The organism is Bacteroidales bacterium (assembly GCA_018334875.1).
In the GTDB taxonomy this organism is placed as follows: Bacteria; Bacteroidota; Bacteroidia; order Bacteroidales; family UBA12077; genus JAGXLC01.
On sequence record JAGXLC010000005.1, the window covers coordinates 9,114 to 26,943 of the forward strand.

General features: G+C 41.9%; 14 protein-coding genes. 3 read left to right on the top strand and 11 right to left on the bottom strand.

The features are described 5' to 3' along the window. Nucleotides 1-48: 48 nt before the first annotated feature. Nucleotides 49-552: a hypothetical protein gene (locus KGY70_00895; protein ID MBS3773721.1), complete on the bottom strand. Its 504-nt coding sequence runs from the start codon at nucleotides 550-552 to the stop codon at nucleotides 49-51. A gap of 400 nt (nucleotides 553-952) precedes the next feature. On the opposite strand from KGY70_00895, the gene KGY70_00900 reads away from it, so the two are divergent. Then, nucleotides 953-2,074: an N-acetyltransferase gene (locus KGY70_00900; GenBank protein MBS3773722.1), complete on the top strand. Its 1,122-nt coding sequence runs from the start codon at nucleotides 953-955 to the stop codon at nucleotides 2,072-2,074. Nucleotides 2,075-2,856: 782 nt separating this feature from the next. On the opposite strand, the gene KGY70_00905 is transcribed toward KGY70_00900, so the two are convergent. From KGY70_00905 to gyrA, 3 genes are all read right to left on the bottom strand, one after another. Beyond that, nucleotides 2,857-3,861 (bottom strand): Gfo/Idh/MocA family oxidoreductase, encoded by a 1,005-nt coding sequence (locus tag KGY70_00905; protein MBS3773723.1) that lies wholly within the window; start codon nucleotides 3,859-3,861, stop codon nucleotides 2,857-2,859. Nucleotides 3,862-4,264: 403 nt separating this feature from the next. Continuing rightward, nucleotides 4,265-5,488 carry a tetratricopeptide repeat protein gene (locus KGY70_00910; GenBank protein ID MBS3773724.1) on the bottom strand — a complete coding sequence of 408 codons (1,224 nt, stop codon included), beginning with the start codon at nucleotides 5,486-5,488 and terminating at the stop codon, nucleotides 4,265-4,267. Nucleotides 5,489-5,610: 122 nt separating this feature from the next. Further along, nucleotides 5,611-8,127 (bottom strand): DNA gyrase subunit A, encoded by a 2,517-nt coding sequence (gene gyrA / locus KGY70_00915; protein MBS3773725.1) that lies wholly within the window; start codon nucleotides 8,125-8,127, stop codon nucleotides 5,611-5,613. A 340-nt stretch (nucleotides 8,128-8,467) separates the two neighbouring features. Between gyrA and KGY70_00920 the strand changes: the two genes are divergently transcribed. Both KGY70_00920 and tpx read left to right on the top strand, forming a co-directional pair. After that, nucleotides 8,468-11,074, top strand: coding sequence for an ATP-dependent Clp protease ATP-binding subunit (locus KGY70_00920; GenBank protein MBS3773726.1), 2,607 nt, complete (start codon nucleotides 8,468-8,470; stop codon nucleotides 11,072-11,074). A 5-nt stretch (nucleotides 11,075-11,079) separates the two neighbouring features. Then, nucleotides 11,080-11,595 carry a thiol peroxidase gene (gene tpx / locus KGY70_00925; GenBank protein ID MBS3773727.1) on the top strand — a complete coding sequence of 172 codons (516 nt, stop codon included), beginning with the start codon at nucleotides 11,080-11,082 and terminating at the stop codon, nucleotides 11,593-11,595. Nucleotides 11,596-12,176: 581 nt separating this feature from the next. Here the strand turns inward: tpx and rimO are convergent. The 7 genes from rimO to KGY70_00960 form a co-directional block, all read right to left on the bottom strand. Then, nucleotides 12,177-13,484, bottom strand: coding sequence for a 30S ribosomal protein S12 methylthiotransferase RimO (gene rimO / locus KGY70_00930; protein ID MBS3773728.1), 1,308 nt, complete (start codon nucleotides 13,482-13,484; stop codon nucleotides 12,177-12,179). Nucleotides 13,485-13,500: 16 nt separating this feature from the next. Continuing rightward, entirely contained in the window at nucleotides 13,501-14,448 is a 948-nt protein-coding gene (gene ftsY, locus KGY70_00935) for a signal recognition particle-docking protein FtsY (GenBank protein ID MBS3773729.1), read from the bottom strand. Nucleotides 14,449-14,578: 130 nt separating this feature from the next. After that, nucleotides 14,579-14,734, bottom strand: coding sequence for a DUF4295 family protein (locus KGY70_00940; GenBank protein ID MBS3773730.1), 156 nt, complete (start codon nucleotides 14,732-14,734; stop codon nucleotides 14,579-14,581). 8 nt (nucleotides 14,735-14,742) lie between these two features. Further along, the gene (rpmG, locus tag KGY70_00945; GenBank protein ID MBS3773731.1) at nucleotides 14,743-14,934 is read right to left on the bottom strand and encodes a 50S ribosomal protein L33; all 192 of its coding nucleotides are present in this window, start codon (nucleotides 14,932-14,934) and stop codon (nucleotides 14,743-14,745) included. 11 nt (nucleotides 14,935-14,945) lie between these two features. Beyond that, nucleotides 14,946-15,188: a 50S ribosomal protein L28 gene (gene rpmB / locus KGY70_00950; protein MBS3773732.1), complete on the bottom strand. Its 243-nt coding sequence runs from the start codon at nucleotides 15,186-15,188 to the stop codon at nucleotides 14,946-14,948. 65 nt (nucleotides 15,189-15,253) lie between these two features. Continuing rightward, nucleotides 15,254-16,516: a competence/damage-inducible protein A gene (locus KGY70_00955; protein MBS3773733.1), complete on the bottom strand. Its 1,263-nt coding sequence runs from the start codon at nucleotides 16,514-16,516 to the stop codon at nucleotides 15,254-15,256. Then, on the bottom strand, nucleotides 16,513-17,772 hold the full coding sequence (locus KGY70_00960; GenBank protein ID MBS3773734.1) for a M48 family metallopeptidase: 1,260 nt from the start codon (nucleotides 17,770-17,772) through the stop codon (nucleotides 16,513-16,515). The genes KGY70_00955 and KGY70_00960 overlap by 4 nt, the downstream gene beginning before the upstream one ends. Nucleotides 17,773-17,830 lie beyond the last annotated feature (58 nt).

Below are 17,830 nucleotides of genomic sequence, written 5' to 3' on the forward strand. Positions count from 1 at the left end.
ATAAAAAGATATTGGAGACTTTAATTCGATTTTTTTTCTTTTAACCTTCTATTCAGAATGGTTACCCTTTGGGTTCTGGCTGTTATTCTTTTTAATCCGCTCTTCAATTTTTTTCAGTGCTTTATAATGGTTCCAGGGATTAAAATTCTTCATCATCTTTCCTTTGGTGTACTCCAGGTATTCCTGTATCTGATCAAATATTTCGGTATAGTCAAAATATTTGTTGTTGTGTTCTTTGTTGATTTCCAACACATCGATAAGAATTTCCAGTTGCATTTTGCTCAGATATTGCACCTCCGTACCCTCTGATTCTACTTCGGGACATTCAACAGTAAGAAAAAAATCTCCGTCGGAGAGCTCTTTAAGCAGCATCTTTTTAAACCGTACCTTGCCGTAATTTTTCAGGAAATTCACATAATTCGTTCTTTTGATATGGTCTCCTTCGCGGATATAAGTATAAGAATCATCAAAATGCTTTTTGAGCTGATTATAGGTTTTGTTCAAAAGGAGTTTTTTCTGATATACCAGGCTGAAATCTCTCTGGGTACTCATAATATGCGGTTTTATATAATAATTAAACGCTGAATTTATTCATACAATTATACAAAAAATACACCGTGATTGATAAAACTATTGAAGCGTAATGGTAGGAACCAGGAAAATGAATATGCAGTAAGACAATAACCGGTCCAAAGCATTGGCTTTTACGGATGAAGAGCTATAAAATCCCGATGAATAAAGCCGGTTAAAACCCGAATATCCCCGCTAGATGGTTCAGTCCATACAAAGTGCCCGCAATCCAAACGATACTCAGGAATAAAGACGGGATGAGAAAAATTATCTGTTTTATTATAGTCCGATTTTTTTTGAATTTCACAAGGGAAGTTGTACGTTTATAAATTAAGATGGTCAAAGTTTATCATCTGACAAACAAGGAGAAATGTAATATTCAATGGATGTCACTATTAAAGAAATAAAATCGAAGCGGGAATTAAAGCGTTTTATCGAATTTCCAAACAGGCTTTACAAAAACAATGAATATTTCGTTCCCGCATTGTTCAGGCAAGAACTGAAAACACTCTCGGAGAAAGACAATCCTGCATTTGAATTTTGTGAAGCCAGATACTGGATGGCTTATAAGGGAAACCAGATAGCAGGCAGAATAGCCGGTATCATCAACCACAAGTACAACAAAAAGATAAGTGAAAAGTGTGCCCGCTTTGGCTGGCTGGATTTCACCGAAGATGAGGAAGTATTTCGAAAACTAATGGAAACGGTTGCAAACTGGGCCGTACGGAAAGGCACCCATTGCATACATGGACCCCTTGGATTTACCTCATTTGATGCTTCCGGTGTCCTCATTGAAGGCTTCAGCGAACTGCCCACCTCATTCGGGCATTATAATTTCCCTTACTACCCGGAGTTCATTGAACGGCAGGGATATAAAAAGGATATTGACTGGCTGGAGTATAATGTCAGGGTACCTGAAAAAGTTCCGGAAAATTTTGTCAAAACGGCAAAGCTTATTAAGAAGCGTTATCAGTTGGAGCGTGTCGAATTCAAAAATAAAAAGGAGTTCTTAAAGTATGTGGATGACATCTTTCGTCTGGTAAACAGGGAATATGCTCACCTGTATTCATTTTCGGAGTTGACCGATAGCCAGATTGAACAATTGAAAGATCAATTTATACCTCTGATAAAACTCGAATACGTATCGGTTATCGTAAACTCGGAAAATAAAGTCGTCGGACTGGGGATATGTATGCCATCCCTTTCGAAAGCCTTAAAAAAATCGAGGGGAAAGCTTTTTCCGTTAGGTATTTCCAGAATCCTTCATGCACTGAGAAATAACGATACCATAGACACCCTGTTGATTGCCGTGGATAAACAATACCGTGATAAGGGTGTTAACGCCATCATATTTGATGACATCGGAAACGCTTTCATACGGAACGGGATCACCAATATAGAATCGAACCGGGAGCTGGAAAGCAATTACAGCGTGAACAACCTGTGGAAAAAATTTGATTACAGGCAGCATAAGCGGGCCAGGTGTTACTGTAAGTATCTCTAGTGTTGCTTGTATCTGAATTGATTAGGAATGGCTGCAGTTGGCAGGGGAATATAAAAGTCATTAAGTCATTGATGGCCATTATGTGTTTATCCGTCAAAGATGGATAAGTTTGGTTGTATTCGCAGAATTAGTTGATAATATCTGTATATCAACTTTTCTCAGCCATATACTCTTTCTGTCAAGCATCCGTTGATCCTGTCAGCCGTTTCAAGTCATTGCCAGAAGTCAATATTTTTTGCCATCAATTTATAGCCACTGCCAAAGATGTATTTTTACTGCCAGAGATTTAATTTTGCTGGCAAACATTTGGATTTACTGCCGGTAATCTGTTTTTATTTGTCATCAATTTTTAACCACTGCCAGGGATTTAATTTTACCGGCAGCATTCTGATTTTTGCTGGCAATCATTTAAAATTACTGCCAGCAATTAAAAGTTACTTGCAGCAATTTAAAATTACTGCCGGCATTCTATTTTTGCTGCCACCAATTTAAATTTACTGCCAGCAGTTATCACCTCGTGATAACCTGTGGCAGCGCCTATAAATTCCCAACAGCAGCTATAAATTGTCAACAGCATTTTTTAATTATTGGCAGCAATTGTAAATTGTCAACAGCATTTAGAAAATATTAACAGTGATTGATCAATACCACCAGCATGTAGAAATTCCTGGCAGTATTGATAGCTTGGCGGCGGGTATTTTATTCTTAAGAGGTTCCCTTTATATAAGACCTACAGAGAGATCAGGTCAAAAGCCTTCCATATAAAACCCAAAAGGTTCGTTCTACCTCAGATAAATGGTTTTACCGGTTTCAGCCGACTGACGGGCTGCATCAAGGATCTCAACCACCCGCAGGTTGTTTTCCAGCGAATACAGGCCATAAGGATCAACCTGTATTTTCCCGTTGATCACATCTGCAAAATAATTAAAGGGGTCTTCATAAACCGCAACATCATCAGCAGTAACCCGCAACTTTTTTTCGTCCTGTATCTCTCTTGAACGGATCCGCATATCACGGTTGTTATCGGCTTTGATATACCCGTCGGTTCCGTATATTTCCATATCCTTGCGGCTGAACGGCCAGTTCCAGGAAGCCTGAATGATGCATTTCGATTCGGGATAGGAGACAATGATGGTGGCTTCATCATCCACTTCCGGATAAATTTCGGGCTTATAGTGCCGGGTGACTGCAGTGACCGAAACAGGCTTTTTGCCTTTGGTGAGGGCAGTCATAATATTGGCCCCGTAGCAGCCAAAATCAATAATGGCACCGCCGCCATTTAAAACCGGATCAGTCAGCCACTCCAGGAAGATCTGGCTGCAGCCGATTTCTACCGGTCCACGGTGTCCGTGATGAAAAACCGCCTTTCGCAACTGCCCGGTAAAATTGTCTTCCTGTACCATGTTCAACGATTTGATGGTGGTGGGATACCAGGAAGTTTCATAATTGGTGAGCAGATGAATGTCGTGCTTTTTGGCTAGTTTCTCCATCCGTCGGGCGTGTTTCATACTCACGGCCAGTGGCTTTTCAACCATCACATCGATACCGCGGGGGGCGCAGGCTTCAACAACTGCCAGGTGGGCATGGATCGAGCCAAACGCAGCAACGGCTTCAGGTTGGGTTTCATCCAGCAGGACTTCCAGGTTATGATAAATCATATCATCTGACAAATCGTACTGACCGGCCCGTTTTTGAGTCACCGTGCGGCTGGAGTCATAAACACCGACCAGCTTAAAATTACCATTATCAGGCCTGTCTAAGATAAAGGAAATGTGGCCGTGGCTCATTCCGGCAACTGCCAGCCGTATGGGTTCCTGATTGTTTGGGGCTGCATTTGCAGAATGACTCATGACAAAGAACAATAGAAAGAATAATGCAATTTGTTTCATAGGTTGAATGTTTGGGATGATAAACTGACTTAACAAATGTACGGATTTTGCTTCGGATTGGGTTAAGTTTTGAAAAATTACTCTTGCAAAACGGTTTGTCAGAGCTGCGCAGGGAAATCAAATATATAACATTGTTAGTTCAAATATTATCCGTGCATATCTGTCATATCTGTGTCATCTGTGTTCCTACATTTTTATATATTTTTGTCCGATAATTAATATTATGTTAAATAGAATTTATTAAATTGAAGGGGAACCGATCTGGCTCCCCTTCAATAATCGTCTGCTTAATATTATGTGATTATTGATCTTGCTCTTCTCCCTGGCTTTCTCCGCTGCTGCCCTTGATCTGTTCAAGCTTTTTACTGACCTGCTTGTACTTTTTGATATACTTTTCATCCTGCGTACGCAGGCGATAATAAAGCGTTTTCAGCGTGCCGAGCACGTTTTGATCCTGCGGTTTTACCTCAAGGGCTCTTTCCATATACGGCAGCGCCTGCTTGAAGTATTCATTGGCTTCTTCTCTAAGTTTCTTGTACTCAGAATCGTCCTTCACCTTATTGGCTTTAGTAACCAGGTCGACCCCCTCGTTAAAGTACAGCACCCCGAGGTTGTAAAGGGCCATATGCAATTCGGGATCCCGTTCAAGTGCTTTTTTGTATCTATCCTTTGCTTTTTCATTTTCATCCATCTGGTCATATATCTGTCCCTCGGCAGCAAAGTACTGAGGATTATCAGGAAATTGCTTCTGGGCTTCCTCTATATACTTTAAAGCATCTTCAGGATGATCGGTATTTAACAGATAATAATTGATCAGGCTGGCAAGCATGTCTTCATTTGACGGGTATTTATTAAACCCGTCCTTTAGCGCTTCCACAGCCTTGGTGGAATCGCCGGCCTGGAGATAAGCGTTATTCAGGAGAAGGTAGGTCCTCTCCTCTCCGTAATCATACTCAGCGGACATGTCGTAGTATTTGGCGGCTTTTTCCCAGTCTTTCATATTCTGAGCTGCAATACCGGCATTGAACATGATGGCTGTATCCACCTGGCCTTCAAATATAGGCATGTCGGATACCTCCAGGGCATATTTGAAATTCCTGAAAGCTCCTTCATAATCATTGTTCTTGAATGCCTCCACTCCGTCATTGATAAAATACTTATGGAGATTGAACATGGCTGCATCAATGCTGCCGGTAAACTGGTCATCTTCATCCATCTCATAGGCTTTCTCATATTGGTCAAAAGCCTTGAACAAGGGATCTTCCACCAGATCATTGAACTCGCTGTTGTCTGATTCGTATATCGATTGATATACATATCCTCTGGCATAGTAAGTTTTTGGCCAGTCCTTGGTCTCTTCCAGTTTCGTAGCTTTTTCCACCGACTTTAACGCCGTATCCAGTCTTTCACCGTCTTCAGCCCAGGTAATTGCCCGGTTCACATACATTTTATCACTACAGCTACTAATGATCAATACTATGAGTCCGAGCATAAAGGCTGGAAATAAGATCTTTTTTGGTTTCATGTTATTCATTTTTATGTTTTTTGATTCCATTTTGTTTTCGCGGCAAAAATATAACTTTTATTGAATTTCGTCAAAATTCCTCATAAAATATTGAAGGAATTTATTTTGAGCATCTCCACTTTTTACTTTTCACCATTGTTATCTGTCCCATCATCCCTTCCGTTGTTGTCTTCTTTCCCGAATTGTTCTTCCTGTTGTTCTTCCAGATGAATCTGGCTGACAGCAGCAATAGAATCTCCGTTTCTGAGATTAAGGAGCTTCACCCCTTGTGCGGCACGACCTGTAATCCGGATATCTGAAACGGCCAGGCGAATGGTCATACCGGAGCGGTTGATGATCATCAGATCGTTCTTGTTGGCCACTCCTTTAATGGCTACGAGTTTACCTGTGCGTTTGGTAATGTTCATTGTTTTAACGCCTTTGCCACCCCGGTTGGTTATTCTGTAATCCTCCAATTTTGAGCGTTTGCCGTAACCTTTATCGGAAACCACCAGGATGTTCTGCTCTCCTTCTTCAATACAAACCATTCCTACCACTTCATTCTCTTCGGAAGAGAGGGTCATCCCTCTTACACCGGCAGCAGTCCTGCCTACGGCCCTGACATTTTTCTCATTGAAACGAATGGCTTTGCCTTCTTTGGAAGCAAGGATGATATCACTTTCGCCTGTTGTAAGTTTGGCCTCAAGCAACTGATCACCTTCCCGTATAGTAATGGCATTGACGCCATTCTGACGTGGCCGTGAATAGGCTTTCAGTGAAGTTTTTTTGATAATGCCGCGTTTTGTACACAGCAGGATGTAATTGTTATTTACATAATCCTCATCCTGAAGGGTTTTTACATTGATGTGGGTCTGAACCTTGTCATCCGGTGCGATATTGATTAAATTCTGTATGGCCCGGCCCTTGGAATTTCTGGATCCCTCCGGGATTTCATACACTTTTAACCAGTAACAACGACCGGACTCAGTAAAGAAAAGTATGGTGTTGTGCATCGAAGCAATGAACATATGCTCCAGAAAATCCTGGTCTCTGGTATTGCCTCCTTTCACACCTACTCCTCCTCTGCCCTGCTTTTTGTATTCCGTTACCGGTGTTCTTTTGATATACCCAAGGTGGGATATGGTCACCACCATATCTTCATCGGCGTAGAAATCTTCGGGATTGAATTCTCCTGCTTCATATTCGATAGCCGTTCTGCGTTCGTCACCATATTGTTCTTTTATTTCAAAAAGCTCATCTTTAATGATCTTCATGCGCAGGCTCTCATCTTCCAGCACGCTTTTCAGATAATTGATCTGTTTGAGCAGTTCGGCGTGTTCTTCTTTGACCTTATTCCTTTCCAGGCCCGTCAGTTTCTGCAACCGCATATCCAGGATGGCCCTGGCCTGCGCTTCGGAAAGCTCATAACGGCTCATCAATTCATTCCTGGCTGTCTCCGGGGTATCAGAATTGCGAATCAGGGTGATCACTTCATCCAGATGATCCAAAGCCACAAGCAACCCTTCCAGGATGTGCGCCCGTTCCTCGGCCTGACGGAGTTCATATTGGGTTCGGCGCACCACAACATCATGGCGGTGCTCCACAAACTTTTCAATCAGATCTTTCAGATTCAAGAGCTTCGGCCTGCCATTCACCAGTGCAATGTTGTTGACGCCAAAACTGGTCTGAAGCTGGGTTTGCTTATAAAGCTTATTTAAAACGATATTTGCCACGGCATCCCGCTTCAGCTCATAAACAATGCGGGTGCCTTCCCGGTCCGACTCATCATTGACATTGGCTACCCCTTCAATTTTTTTGTCATTGATCAGGTCTGCCGTTTTTCTGATCATTTCAGCCTTATTCACCAGGAAAGGTACCTCGGTCACCACAATTTTTTCTTTTCCGCTATTATCGGTTTCTATAGTGGCTTTTCCCCTGAGCAGGACCTTTCCCCTTCCCGTCCGGTAAGCGTCTTTTACTCCCTGCATCCCGTAAATGATTCCACCGGTTGGAAAATCAGGAGCCTGGATGGTTTCGGCAAGTTCATCCACCGATACCTCCCGGTTGTCAATATATTGAATAATGGCATCAATGCTGTTGGAGAGATTGTGCGGTGGCATATTGGTTGCCATACCCACAGCAATACCTGAAGCTCCGTTAATGATGAGATTGGGAATTCTTGTGGGAAGAACGGTGGGTTCTTTCAGTGTATCGTCAAAATTCAACTGAAAATCAACCGTTTCCTTATCAATATCCTTCAGGGTTTCGGCCGATATCCTTTGCAGGCGGGCCTCGGTATATCTCATGGCCGCCGGCCCGTCCCCATCCATGGAGCCGAAATTTCCCTGTCCGTCTACAAGCTGATAACGCAGGGACCAGGGCTGGGCCATACGAACCATTGATTCATATACAGAGGAATCGCCGTGAGGATGGTATTTACCCAATACCTCCCCTACAATTCTCGCTGATTTTTTGTACGACCTGTTTTGATAAAGACCGAGTTCCGACATTCCGAACAAAACCCGCCTCTGAACGGGTTTCAAACCATCCCTTACATCCGGTAAAGCCCGCGAAACAATCACACTCATTGAATAATCAATGTATGCGGACTTCATTTCATCTTCAATGTTGATTTTTATAAGTCTTTCTTCCTCTGCCATAATCTCATTATCAGTTTGATACAAATATTTTAACTGTAACTTTGAATCAGATGCAAATTTACTAAATTCGACTCAATATTACGGTGCCCTTTCCGATAATATTTCAAACTTTATTAACAATAAACTGTTTAAATTCTGAGTATGGCATTTTATTTATAGATTTTAGGTATAGATTTTGTATTTTTGTACCATAAAATATATAATAAGTACTGAACAAGAAAAACCTGTATTTGTAATACAATTTGTATAATTAAAGATTCGTTTGATTTAAATATTTAAGAAAATATGGTTGTGGAACTTACTAAAGTACCTTAACCAAAGAAAGGAGACAAGATTACATATGGATGCAAAATTTTCACAAAGGATTAAAGATGTATTAACCTATAGTAAGGAGGAAGCTGTTCGTCTCGGTAATGCCTATATCGGCACGGAGCATCTTCTGCTTGGAATGTTGAGGGAAGGAGAAGGCCTGGCTATAGACTTACTGGAATCGTTTGATGTGGACTTAATTCATCTGAAAAAGATGGTTGAAGACCGTATCAGGACGAACGACAAAGTAATGACAGAGACAGAGAACATTCCTTTATACAAGACAGCCGAGCGAGCCTTAAAACTGGTATATCTTGAAGCCAAATCGTTCAACAGCAGTACCATTAATACGGGACATCTTATACTTGCCATACTGAAAGACCAGAACAGTTTGGTAACACAACTGTTAAGTGAGTTCGATATAGAATATGATGACGTAAGGCTCGAACTGGAAAGCACGTATAAAGAAACGGAATCAAAAGCAGATTTCGGTGAGGAGGAAGATGACATTCCTTTCGGAGGCAGCAAAAAAGGTCAGCATTCGGAAGGTCAGGCAAAGTCTGATACGCCCGTGCTGGATAATTTTGGCATGGATCTGACCAAAGCGGCTGAAGATAACTCTCTCGATCCCATTGTAGGACGGGATGAGGAAATAGAGCGCCTCGCTCAGATTTTAAGCCGGAGGAAAAAGAACAATCCGGTGCTTATCGGAGAACCCGGAGTTGGTAAATCGGCCATTGTAGAAGGTCTGGCCATGCGAATCGTTCAAAGAAAGGTATCCAGGGTACTTTTTGAAAAACGCGTGGTTATTCTGGATCTGGCTTCAATAGTAGCAGGCACCAAGTACAGGGGGCAGTTTGAAGAGAGGATGAAGGCCATATTGAATGAGCTTTCAAAAAACCCCAACATCATTCTCTTTATTGATGAGATTCATACCATTGTGGGCGCCGGTGGAGCTACCGGTTCACTGGATGCGGCCAACATGCTTAAGCCTGCATTGGCCAGGGGAGAAATACAAACCATCGGAGCCACCACACTGGACGAATATCGTCAGCATATTGAAAAAGACGGTGCCCTGGAAAGAAGATTCCAGAAGGTTATGGTAGATCCTACCACACCGGAGGAAACCAGTGAGATCCTTAATAACATCAAGGAGCGGTATGAAGACCATCACAACGTACATTATACGGATGAGGCCATAAAAGCTTGTGTGTATCTTACTCAAAGGTATATCAGTGACCGCTATTTGCCCGATAAGGCCATTGATGCCATGGACGAGGCAGGTTCAAGGGTACATATTTCCAATATTGTTGTACCGCAGCGGATTCTGGATCTGGAACAGCAGATTGAAGATATCAAACAGAAAAAGATTGCCGCTGTGAAGAATCAAAATTTTGAATCTGCTGCAAATTACAGGGATTCGGAGAAAAAGATGCTGGCCAAACTGGAAGAAGAAAAGAACAACTGGGAAAAGGAATTGGAGAAAAACCGGGAAACGGTAACCGAAGAAGAAGTTGCCCAGGTTGTAGCTATGATGACCGGTGTACCTGTGCAGCGGATAGCCCAGGCTGAAGGGACCCGGCTTATGAAAATGAATGAAGAATTGAGAAAGAATGTGGTTGGCCAGGATGAAGCCATTGAAAAAGTAGTGAAGGCTATCCGGAGAAACCGCGCAGGATTGAAAGATCCGAACAAGCCCATTGGTACATTCATCTTCCTGGGGCCGACTGGTGTTGGTAAGACACAGATGGCCAAAATACTTACCCAGTATCTGTTTGATTCTACGGATAACCTCATTAGAATGGACATGAGCGAATACATGGAGAAATTCAGCGTGTCCAGACTGGTTGGTGCACCTCCGGGATATATTGGATATGAAGAAGGCGGTCAGCTTACTGAAAAGGTACGAAGAAAACCCTATTCAGTAATCCTGCTCGACGAAATAGAAAAGGCACACCCCGATGTTTTCCATCTGATGCTGCAGGTACTGGATGAAGGTCAGCTTACTGACAGTCTTGGAAGACGGGTGGATTTCCGAAATACCATTATCATAATGACTTCCAATATCGGAAGCCGGCAGTTGAAAGACTTTGGAAAAGGTGTTGGTTTCGAAACCCAATCCAGGAACATGTCCGGCAACGAAATCGCAAAAGGGGTGATAGAAAAAGCCTTAAAGCGGTCATTTGCCCCGGAATTCCTGAACAGACTCGATGACGTAATTATCTTCAACTCACTGAGTAAAGAAAACATTTATGAAATTATCGATATTGAACTTCAGGGATTGTATGACCGTGTGCATAATCTGGGTTATGAAGTTCAACTATCGGACAACGCCAAAAATTATATTGCTGACAAAGGATATGATGCCCAGTTTGGAGCACGACCTTTAAAACGGGCTATACAGAAATATGTGGAAGATCCGATGGCTGAAACAATTATTAAGCAGGGGATTCAGGAAGGAGATCTGTTGAAGGTGGATTATGACGAGGAGAACGATCAGATCACCATTGATGTGGCAAAAGGACAAAAGTCAGAGGTGGAATCCGGTTCTGAATCTGAATCCGAGGCCGAATCTCCTGACGACGACGATTCAGTATCTACAGATCTATCAAAAAAGACAAAAAACAATAAAAATTAATAGCTATGGAAACAAATCAAAATAAAGTCACCCTTAAGGGTAATCCGGTTACCCTTAAAGGAAACGAAATCAAGGAAGGCGATAAAGCTCCGGATTTCACAGTTCTGGATAATGGATTGAATCCCGTTAAATTATCTGATTATAAGGGAAAGGTAAAGATATTATCGGTGTTTTCTTCAGTGGATACAAGCGTATGCTCTAAACAGAACCGGAGATTTAACCAGAAAGCAGCAGGATTAAGTGATGATATCGAGATTCTGGCTATATCGAATGACTTGCCGTTTGCGCTCAACCGGTTTTGTGATGCTGAAGGCATCGACAAGGTAACGACCTTGTCTGATCACAAGGATGTGGATTTTGGTACCAACTACGGATTTCTGATAGACGAATCGAGGTTGCTGGCGCGGGGTGTAGTAGTTGTAGATCAGAACGATGTAGTAAAATATGTGGAATATGTCCCGGAGATAGGTCATGAACCTGATTACGATTCCGCATTGAATGCCGCCAAGAGTTTGGTTTAGTTGTAAATTTTCGATACAGCGGTACAGTATACAAACCTGCGGGAATTTTCCCCGCAGGTTTTTTTATTTAGAGTCTGTCTATAATATCCGCTGGCTGCGTTATGCTCGTTTTTCATGCCAGTCAATTACATCTGGTAGAGACGCACGGCCGTGCGTCTCTACATTTGGCATTCAAAACTCGCAAGCCTTGCCAGCGAACATTCTAGACGAGACTCTTTCAAATCTCATTGACTTTATGGACAAACGCTATTAAATCTTTGCTGCATTTCCTTGACCAATGTGTTTGGCAATTGCTTGCTTAGTTTAAGGGTCTAGATTCCGGTTCTCCACTATCGTTACGGCCGGAATGAAACCATGGCTGGGTACCGGCGAGATTCATCATTCCTGACGAAGCGGCAGCGAAGATCAGGAATCTATGCTGATGCTATGGGATTTTCTATCTCAAATACATTGTTCTGCTGTCCTTCAAAGTATAGATTCCGGCTTTTGCTAAGTCCACATCTGAATGACCATTATATTACCCTGCCAACTGCAGCTTCTGGTTTTGTCAAATGATTTGCTGCTTAATGCTTAATTAATGCTTAATGATGGCCTACTACTTCACCAAACAAATCATAGGCTGCTGCGCTATGAATTTTTGTCCTGTAAAAATTTCCGACAGCAATTGAATTGTCAGGTGTTTTTTCAATGATCACCTCATTATCTACTTCGGGCGCGTCGGCTTCGGTACGTCCGTAATAATACTGTTCATCCTCCCTGTCAATGAGAACAGGCAATGTTTTTCCAACCTTTCCGAGATTTTTTCTGTAGGAGATATCCTGCTGCAATTGCATGATCTCGTCCGATCTCTGCTTTTTTATGTGCTGAGGTATATCATCCTCATAACGGAGCGCCGAATAGGTGCCTTCTTCTTCCGAATACACAAATACTCCAAGTCGGTCGAATTGCACTTCTCTTACAAATTCCATCAGATGCCGAAAATCTTCCTCGGTTTCGCCGGGGTGGCCAACTAATAAAGTAGTCCTTAAGGTGATTTCCGGTATATGTTTTTTTATCAAATCAATAAGTTTATAAGTTTGCTTTGAATTGATGCCCCTGCGCATCTTTTTTAGCACCTTATCACTGATGTGCTGAAACGGGATATCGAGATAACTGCAGATATTGGATTGGCGGGCCATGGTATGAATTACTTTTTCGGGAAAACCCGCGGGATAAGTATATAAAAGCCGAATCCAGGGAAATGTATCAGTAACGGATAATGTCTCAAGCACTTCTGAGAGCGTGCTTTTTTTGTATAAGTCATAGCCATAATAAGTTAAATCCTGAGCAATAAGGTTAACCTCCTGAACACCCTTTTCAGAAAGATAACCAGCTTCCCTTTCAATTTCTTTTAAAGGTTTTGACCTATAACTGCCTTTTATGTAAGGGATTGAGCAAAAGGAACATTTTCTGTCACAACCTTCGGCAATTTTCAGATAGGCATAATGCTTCGGGGTAGCCAGATTGCGTTGGTAGCTATAATTTCCGTAATAAGCGGCATTGAGATCTTTAAGAATCTTTTCCTGTTCATAAACCCCATAAAAGCCATCTGCCTCAGGAATTTCCTGCTCCAGCTCTGTTTTATATCTCTGAGACAAGCATCCGATCACATAAAGGCTTTTCAACTTACCTTCAGTTTTTCTCCGGGCATATTCCAGAATGGTTTCAATGGATTCCTGTTTGGCATCGTTGATAAACCCACAGGTGTTGATGATGACAACTTCTCTTTCATCTGGCTTTTCAAAAGCAACATCATAGCCGTTAAGAGTAAGCTGTCGGGATAACTGCTCGGAATCCACCAGATTTTTGGCACATCCCAGGCTTACAATATTGACACCGGGCCTTTTCATCTACTTTTGCCTGCTTCTATTCTTCCTTGAACAATGAATCTACAAAGGCTTCTCTGTCAAATATCTGTAGATCTTCCAGTTTTTCGCCTATACCAATATATTTAACAGGTACATTGAATTGATCGGAAACGCCAATGACCACTCCTCCTTTGGCCGTACCATCTAATTTAGTCACTGCAAGAGCATTGACTTCTGTAATGTTGGTAAATTGTTTGGCTTGTTCAAAGGCATTTTGGCCGGTTGAACCGTCCATAATCAGTAAAACCTCATGCGGAGCTTCGGGAATAACCTTTTTCATGACCCGTTTGATCTTGGCAAGCTCATTCATCAGGTTGGTCTTATTGTGCAGTCGACCGGCCGTATCGATTATCACCACATCGGCATTATTTGATCTGGCCGAGCTCAACGTATCATATGCCACTGAAGCCGGGTCGGAACCCATGTTCTGTTTAACCAGAGGCACGCCTACACGATCGGCCCATATTTTAAGCTGATCAATTGCAGCAGCCCGATAGGTATCAGCAGCTCCAAGATAAACTTTTTTACCACTGTTTTTAAACTGATGGGCCAATTTTCCGATGGTTGTGGTTTTACCCACTCCGTTCACACCAACAACCATAATGACATAGGGTCCGTTTTGGGCCTGAAAGTTGGTATTCGGATCTTGCGCATTTTCCTTTAACAACCCGGTAATCTCTTCTCTCAATATAGTATTGAGTTCGTTGATATTTAAATATTTATCCTTGGCAACCCGGTTTTCAATTCTTTGTATGATTTTAAGGGTGGTATCCACGCCCACATCTGAAGAGATTAAGACTTCTTCCAGATTGTCAAGGACCTCATCATCAACCCTGGACTTTCCTGCAACAGCCCGGCCCATCTTTTTGAAAACATTTTCCTTTGTTTTTTCCAGACCCTGGTCCAGCTTTTCTTTATCCTTTGAAAATATACCAAATAAAGCCATTTTTTACTTCCCGATTTTGATTCAGTTGAGAACGTGAGATACAAAATTAATAAAATAAACAAAAGCTCCCTTATATGAAAGGAAGCTTACATTCATTGAATCCGTATGTATGAAATTCCGGATTTTCTGATTAGGCTTTCTCAAAAAAATTCTTTACGTTCTCTTTATGCACCATTTTTTGTTCAAATGAATAGGTGCCTTTTTGTTTGTTTTTTACAGCCTTAATACATTTAATAAAATCTTTTCCTGCTGATGACTGAACCGATGCAACTGTTTTCTTAGCCATAACTCAACTTATTTAATTTCTTTATGAACAGTAACTTTTTTTAAGTAAGGATTATACTTTTTCAATTGCAACTTACTCGGGGTATTTTTCCGGTTTTTTGTGGTAATATATCTGGAAGCCCCCGGTACGTTGGTTTTTCTTTGTTCGGTGCATTCGAGTACTACCTGCACCCTGTCACCTTTTTTCTTAGTGGTCGCCATATCCGTAATTTTTAATATTTTTTAATATAACCGCTTTGCTTCGCTTCTTCAAGTGCGGATTTCAGGCCTTTTTTGTTAATGATTTTCATTCCTGCTGCGGATACATTCAACGTAACCCAGCGATTTTCTTCCTGAAAGTAAAAGCGTTTTTTAAACACATTGGGATAGAATACCCGCTTTTTCCGCTTGTTGGAATGGGCTACATGGTTACCCACAAGGCCTTTTTTCCCGGTTATTTGGCATATTCGTGACATGTTTCCTTTTTTTCTAAGTTTTTTAACGGTTTGCAAATTACGTTATTTTTCTTTACATTTTCAAATTATTTCCTATAAATTTTTTCATCTGCATGCAATATCATTTTCCTCAGCAAATTCAAAGCAGTATTGGTAGATTTTTCGATATTGACACCCCGGTTGCTTCCAAAAAAGTATTGATGAGCAGTTGTTTTTTTGCGGTTGGCAGCAGCTATCCAGGTGAGTCCGACCGGCTTTTCTTTTGTTCCCCCTGAAGGCCCTGCAATTCCTGAAACCGCAACTGCATAGTCTGTATCATAGAGCTCCATTACTCCTGCAGCCATTTCCTCTACCACCTCCTTGCTCACTGCGCCGAAGGTCTCCAGGGTTTCCTCCTTTATAGACAGCATCTGCATTTTGACATCATTGTTATAGGCTACAACCGACCCTGTAAAGTACCGGGAGCTACCTGCCACCGACACAATCCGGGCGGCAATGTTTCCTCCGGTGCAGCTTTCGGCCGTAGCTACCGAATGGCCCCGGGATATCAACATCTGTCCTATAACTTCCTCCAAAGTTTCATCACCAACATGAACCAGGTATTCAGGTATAATATCCTTTAATGCTTCAACTTTTTCTTCAAGTGTATGTTGTAGCCGTTCCGGATCATCCCCTTTGCCACTCATGCGCAGTTTAATCATGCCGGGTGAAGGCAGATAAGCCAGCGTAAGGGTCGATGGCAGGGATTCCTGCCAATCTTTCAATTTATCTGCCAAATAAGCTTCCGGTATGCCCTGAGTGATAATATTTTTATATTGATGGTATTTTTTGATAAAGGTGCTTCTAAAATGGGGCACTATGGATTCCTCCATCAATTGACGCATTTCGTAAGGTACCCCTGGCATAAAGACAAAGTGGGTATTGGCATGAGTGATCCAGATACCCGGTGCAGTCCCGATCGGATTAATGAATATCCTGCTTCCTTTAGGCGTTTTGGCTTGTTCCCGGTTTCTCCGGGTCAATTTATAGCCCCGCTCTGCAAGAAATTGCCGGATGCGTTCCAGCATGGCCTGATTTTCTTCCCACTGGCAATTAAAATAACGGGTAATGGCCCTTTTGGTAACATCATCGGCAGTAGGTCCCAACCCTCCGGTTATGAATACCAAATCCGCCCTCTGCCTGGCCTCATCCAGGCATTCTGCAAGATCTTCCTCATTGTCTCCGACAGAGGTGATCCTGCGAACATCAAATCCATTTAACGAAAGCTCTGAGGACATAAACTGTGCATTGGTATCGGCAATCTGTCCGATGAGTATTTCGTCGCCAATGGTAATAATTTCTGTTTTCATGCTTCAGCAGTCTGTTTTGAAGAAGATTTCAAAAACCTTAAGCGATCAAGCAAAGGTGGATGGGAATAATTGACAAAAACATAGATGGGATGAGGGGTTAGATTGCTTAAATTTTTAACTGATAGCTTCTTAAGGGCTCCAATTAAATAATTACTAAAACCATAGTCACTGGCAAACGCATCGGCTTGGTATTCAAATCTTCTCGACAGGTAATTCATACCAATGCCCAGCACCCTGGAAATTGGGCTGTATAAAAGGCCAAATGCAATCAGGCCAATATGAAAACCGGGCTGGCTTACTCCCAAAGCGCGGGACAAAACCGGATTATCAATGAATAATGACAGAATATACAAGGTAATCCCGGTTTGAATCACAGAAAGGACCAGGTTGGCCAGGGTATGTTTCTTTTTATAATGTCCGATTTCATGAGCCAAAACAGAAACAATTTCATTGCTTTTCAGCTCATCAATCAGTGTATCAAACAGAATGATCTTCTTCTTCCGGCCCAGTCCGCTGAAAAATGCATTGGCCTTGGTGGAGCGCTTAGAGCCATCCATGACAAATATGTCCTTCAGATTGAAGCCTGCCTGTCTGCTGAAGCTAAAAATGCTTGATTTCAGCTCACCTTCTTCAAGCCTGGAAAGCTTGTTAAAAAGCGGAAGAATCCACTGAGTATAAAACATCATCATAAACACGCTAAACAAGGTGATCAGGATCCAGGTATAAATCCAGAACATATCTTGTGTAACATGATAAAACCAAACCACAAGGGCAAGCAGACCACCTCCCAGGATTGCCGACAGCAACCATCCCTTCAGCTTATCGGTTATGAAGGTTTTAACAGTCATTGTGTTGAAGCCGTACTTTTGTTCAATGACAAACGTATCATAAACCGAAAAAGGAGTATTGATGATATCAAGCGCAAACATCAGTATTCCGAAAAATACAATGGGGATCAGAATGGAGTTGGAGGTGATGCTTCTGGCCAGTTGGTCAACAAATGCAAAACCATCGAAAAAAAGGAACAACAGGATGATAATCAGGTTGAAGGTGCTTGTTATCAGACGCATTTTCTGATTGTCCAGCTCATACTGTTGAGATTTCCTGTATTGTTCTTCGTTGTATATGCCTTTTAATTCTTCAGGCAGTTTGAGACTTATGTTTTTGGCATTCAGATGTTCCAGGATTCGTTCCAGAATAAAATCGGCTAGAAGAATACCAATAATTACATAAAAGAGAATTTCCGGCGTACTCATTTTACTGCTTATTTTTTAAGCAAACAAAATTAGGAAAAAAATACGGGAAAAAGGTAAT

Excerpts from the sequence above, each read along its gene's own strand:
- KGY70_00895 (MBS3773721.1), bottom strand. The coding sequence starts at position 552 with ATGAGTACCCAGAGAGATTTCAGCCTGGTATATCAGAAAAAACTCCTT.
- KGY70_00900 (MBS3773722.1), top strand. The coding sequence starts at position 953 with ATGGATGTCACTATTAAAGAAATAAAATCGAAGCGGGAATTAAAGCGT.
- tpx (MBS3773727.1), top strand. The coding sequence starts at position 11,080 with ATGGAAACAAATCAAAATAAAGTCACCCTTAAGGGTAATCCGGTTACC.
- ftsY (MBS3773729.1), bottom strand. The coding sequence starts at position 14,448 with ATGGCTTTATTTGGTATATTTTCAAAGGATAAAGAAAAGCTGGACCAG.
- KGY70_00960 (MBS3773734.1), bottom strand. The coding sequence starts at position 17,772 with ATGAGTACGCCGGAAATTCTCTTTTATGTAATTATTGGTATTCTTCTA.
- KGY70_00910 (MBS3773724.1), bottom strand. The coding sequence starts at position 5,488 with ATGAAACCAAAAAAGATCTTATTTCCAGCCTTTATGCTCGGACTCATA.
- rpmG (MBS3773731.1), bottom strand. The coding sequence starts at position 14,934 with ATGGCGACCACTAAGAAAAAAGGTGACAGGGTGCAGGTAGTACTCGAA.
- KGY70_00905 (MBS3773723.1), bottom strand. The coding sequence starts at position 3,861 with ATGAGCCACGGCCACATTTCCTTTATCTTAGACAGGCCTGATAATGGT.
- gyrA (MBS3773725.1), bottom strand. The coding sequence starts at position 8,127 with ATGGCAGAGGAAGAAAGACTTATAAAAATCAACATTGAAGATGAAATG.
- rimO (MBS3773728.1), bottom strand. The coding sequence starts at position 13,484 with ATGAAAAGGCCCGGTGTCAATATTGTAAGCCTGGGATGTGCCAAAAAT.
- KGY70_00955 (MBS3773733.1), bottom strand. The coding sequence starts at position 16,516 with ATGAAAACAGAAATTATTACCATTGGCGACGAAATACTCATCGGACAG.
- KGY70_00940 (MBS3773730.1), bottom strand. The coding sequence starts at position 14,734 with ATGGCTAAGAAAACAGTTGCATCGGTTCAGTCATCAGCAGGAAAAGAT.
- rpmB (MBS3773732.1), bottom strand. The coding sequence starts at position 15,188 with ATGTCACGAATATGCCAAATAACCGGGAAAAAAGGCCTTGTGGGTAAC.
- KGY70_00920 (MBS3773726.1), top strand. The coding sequence starts at position 8,468 with ATGGATGCAAAATTTTCACAAAGGATTAAAGATGTATTAACCTATAGT.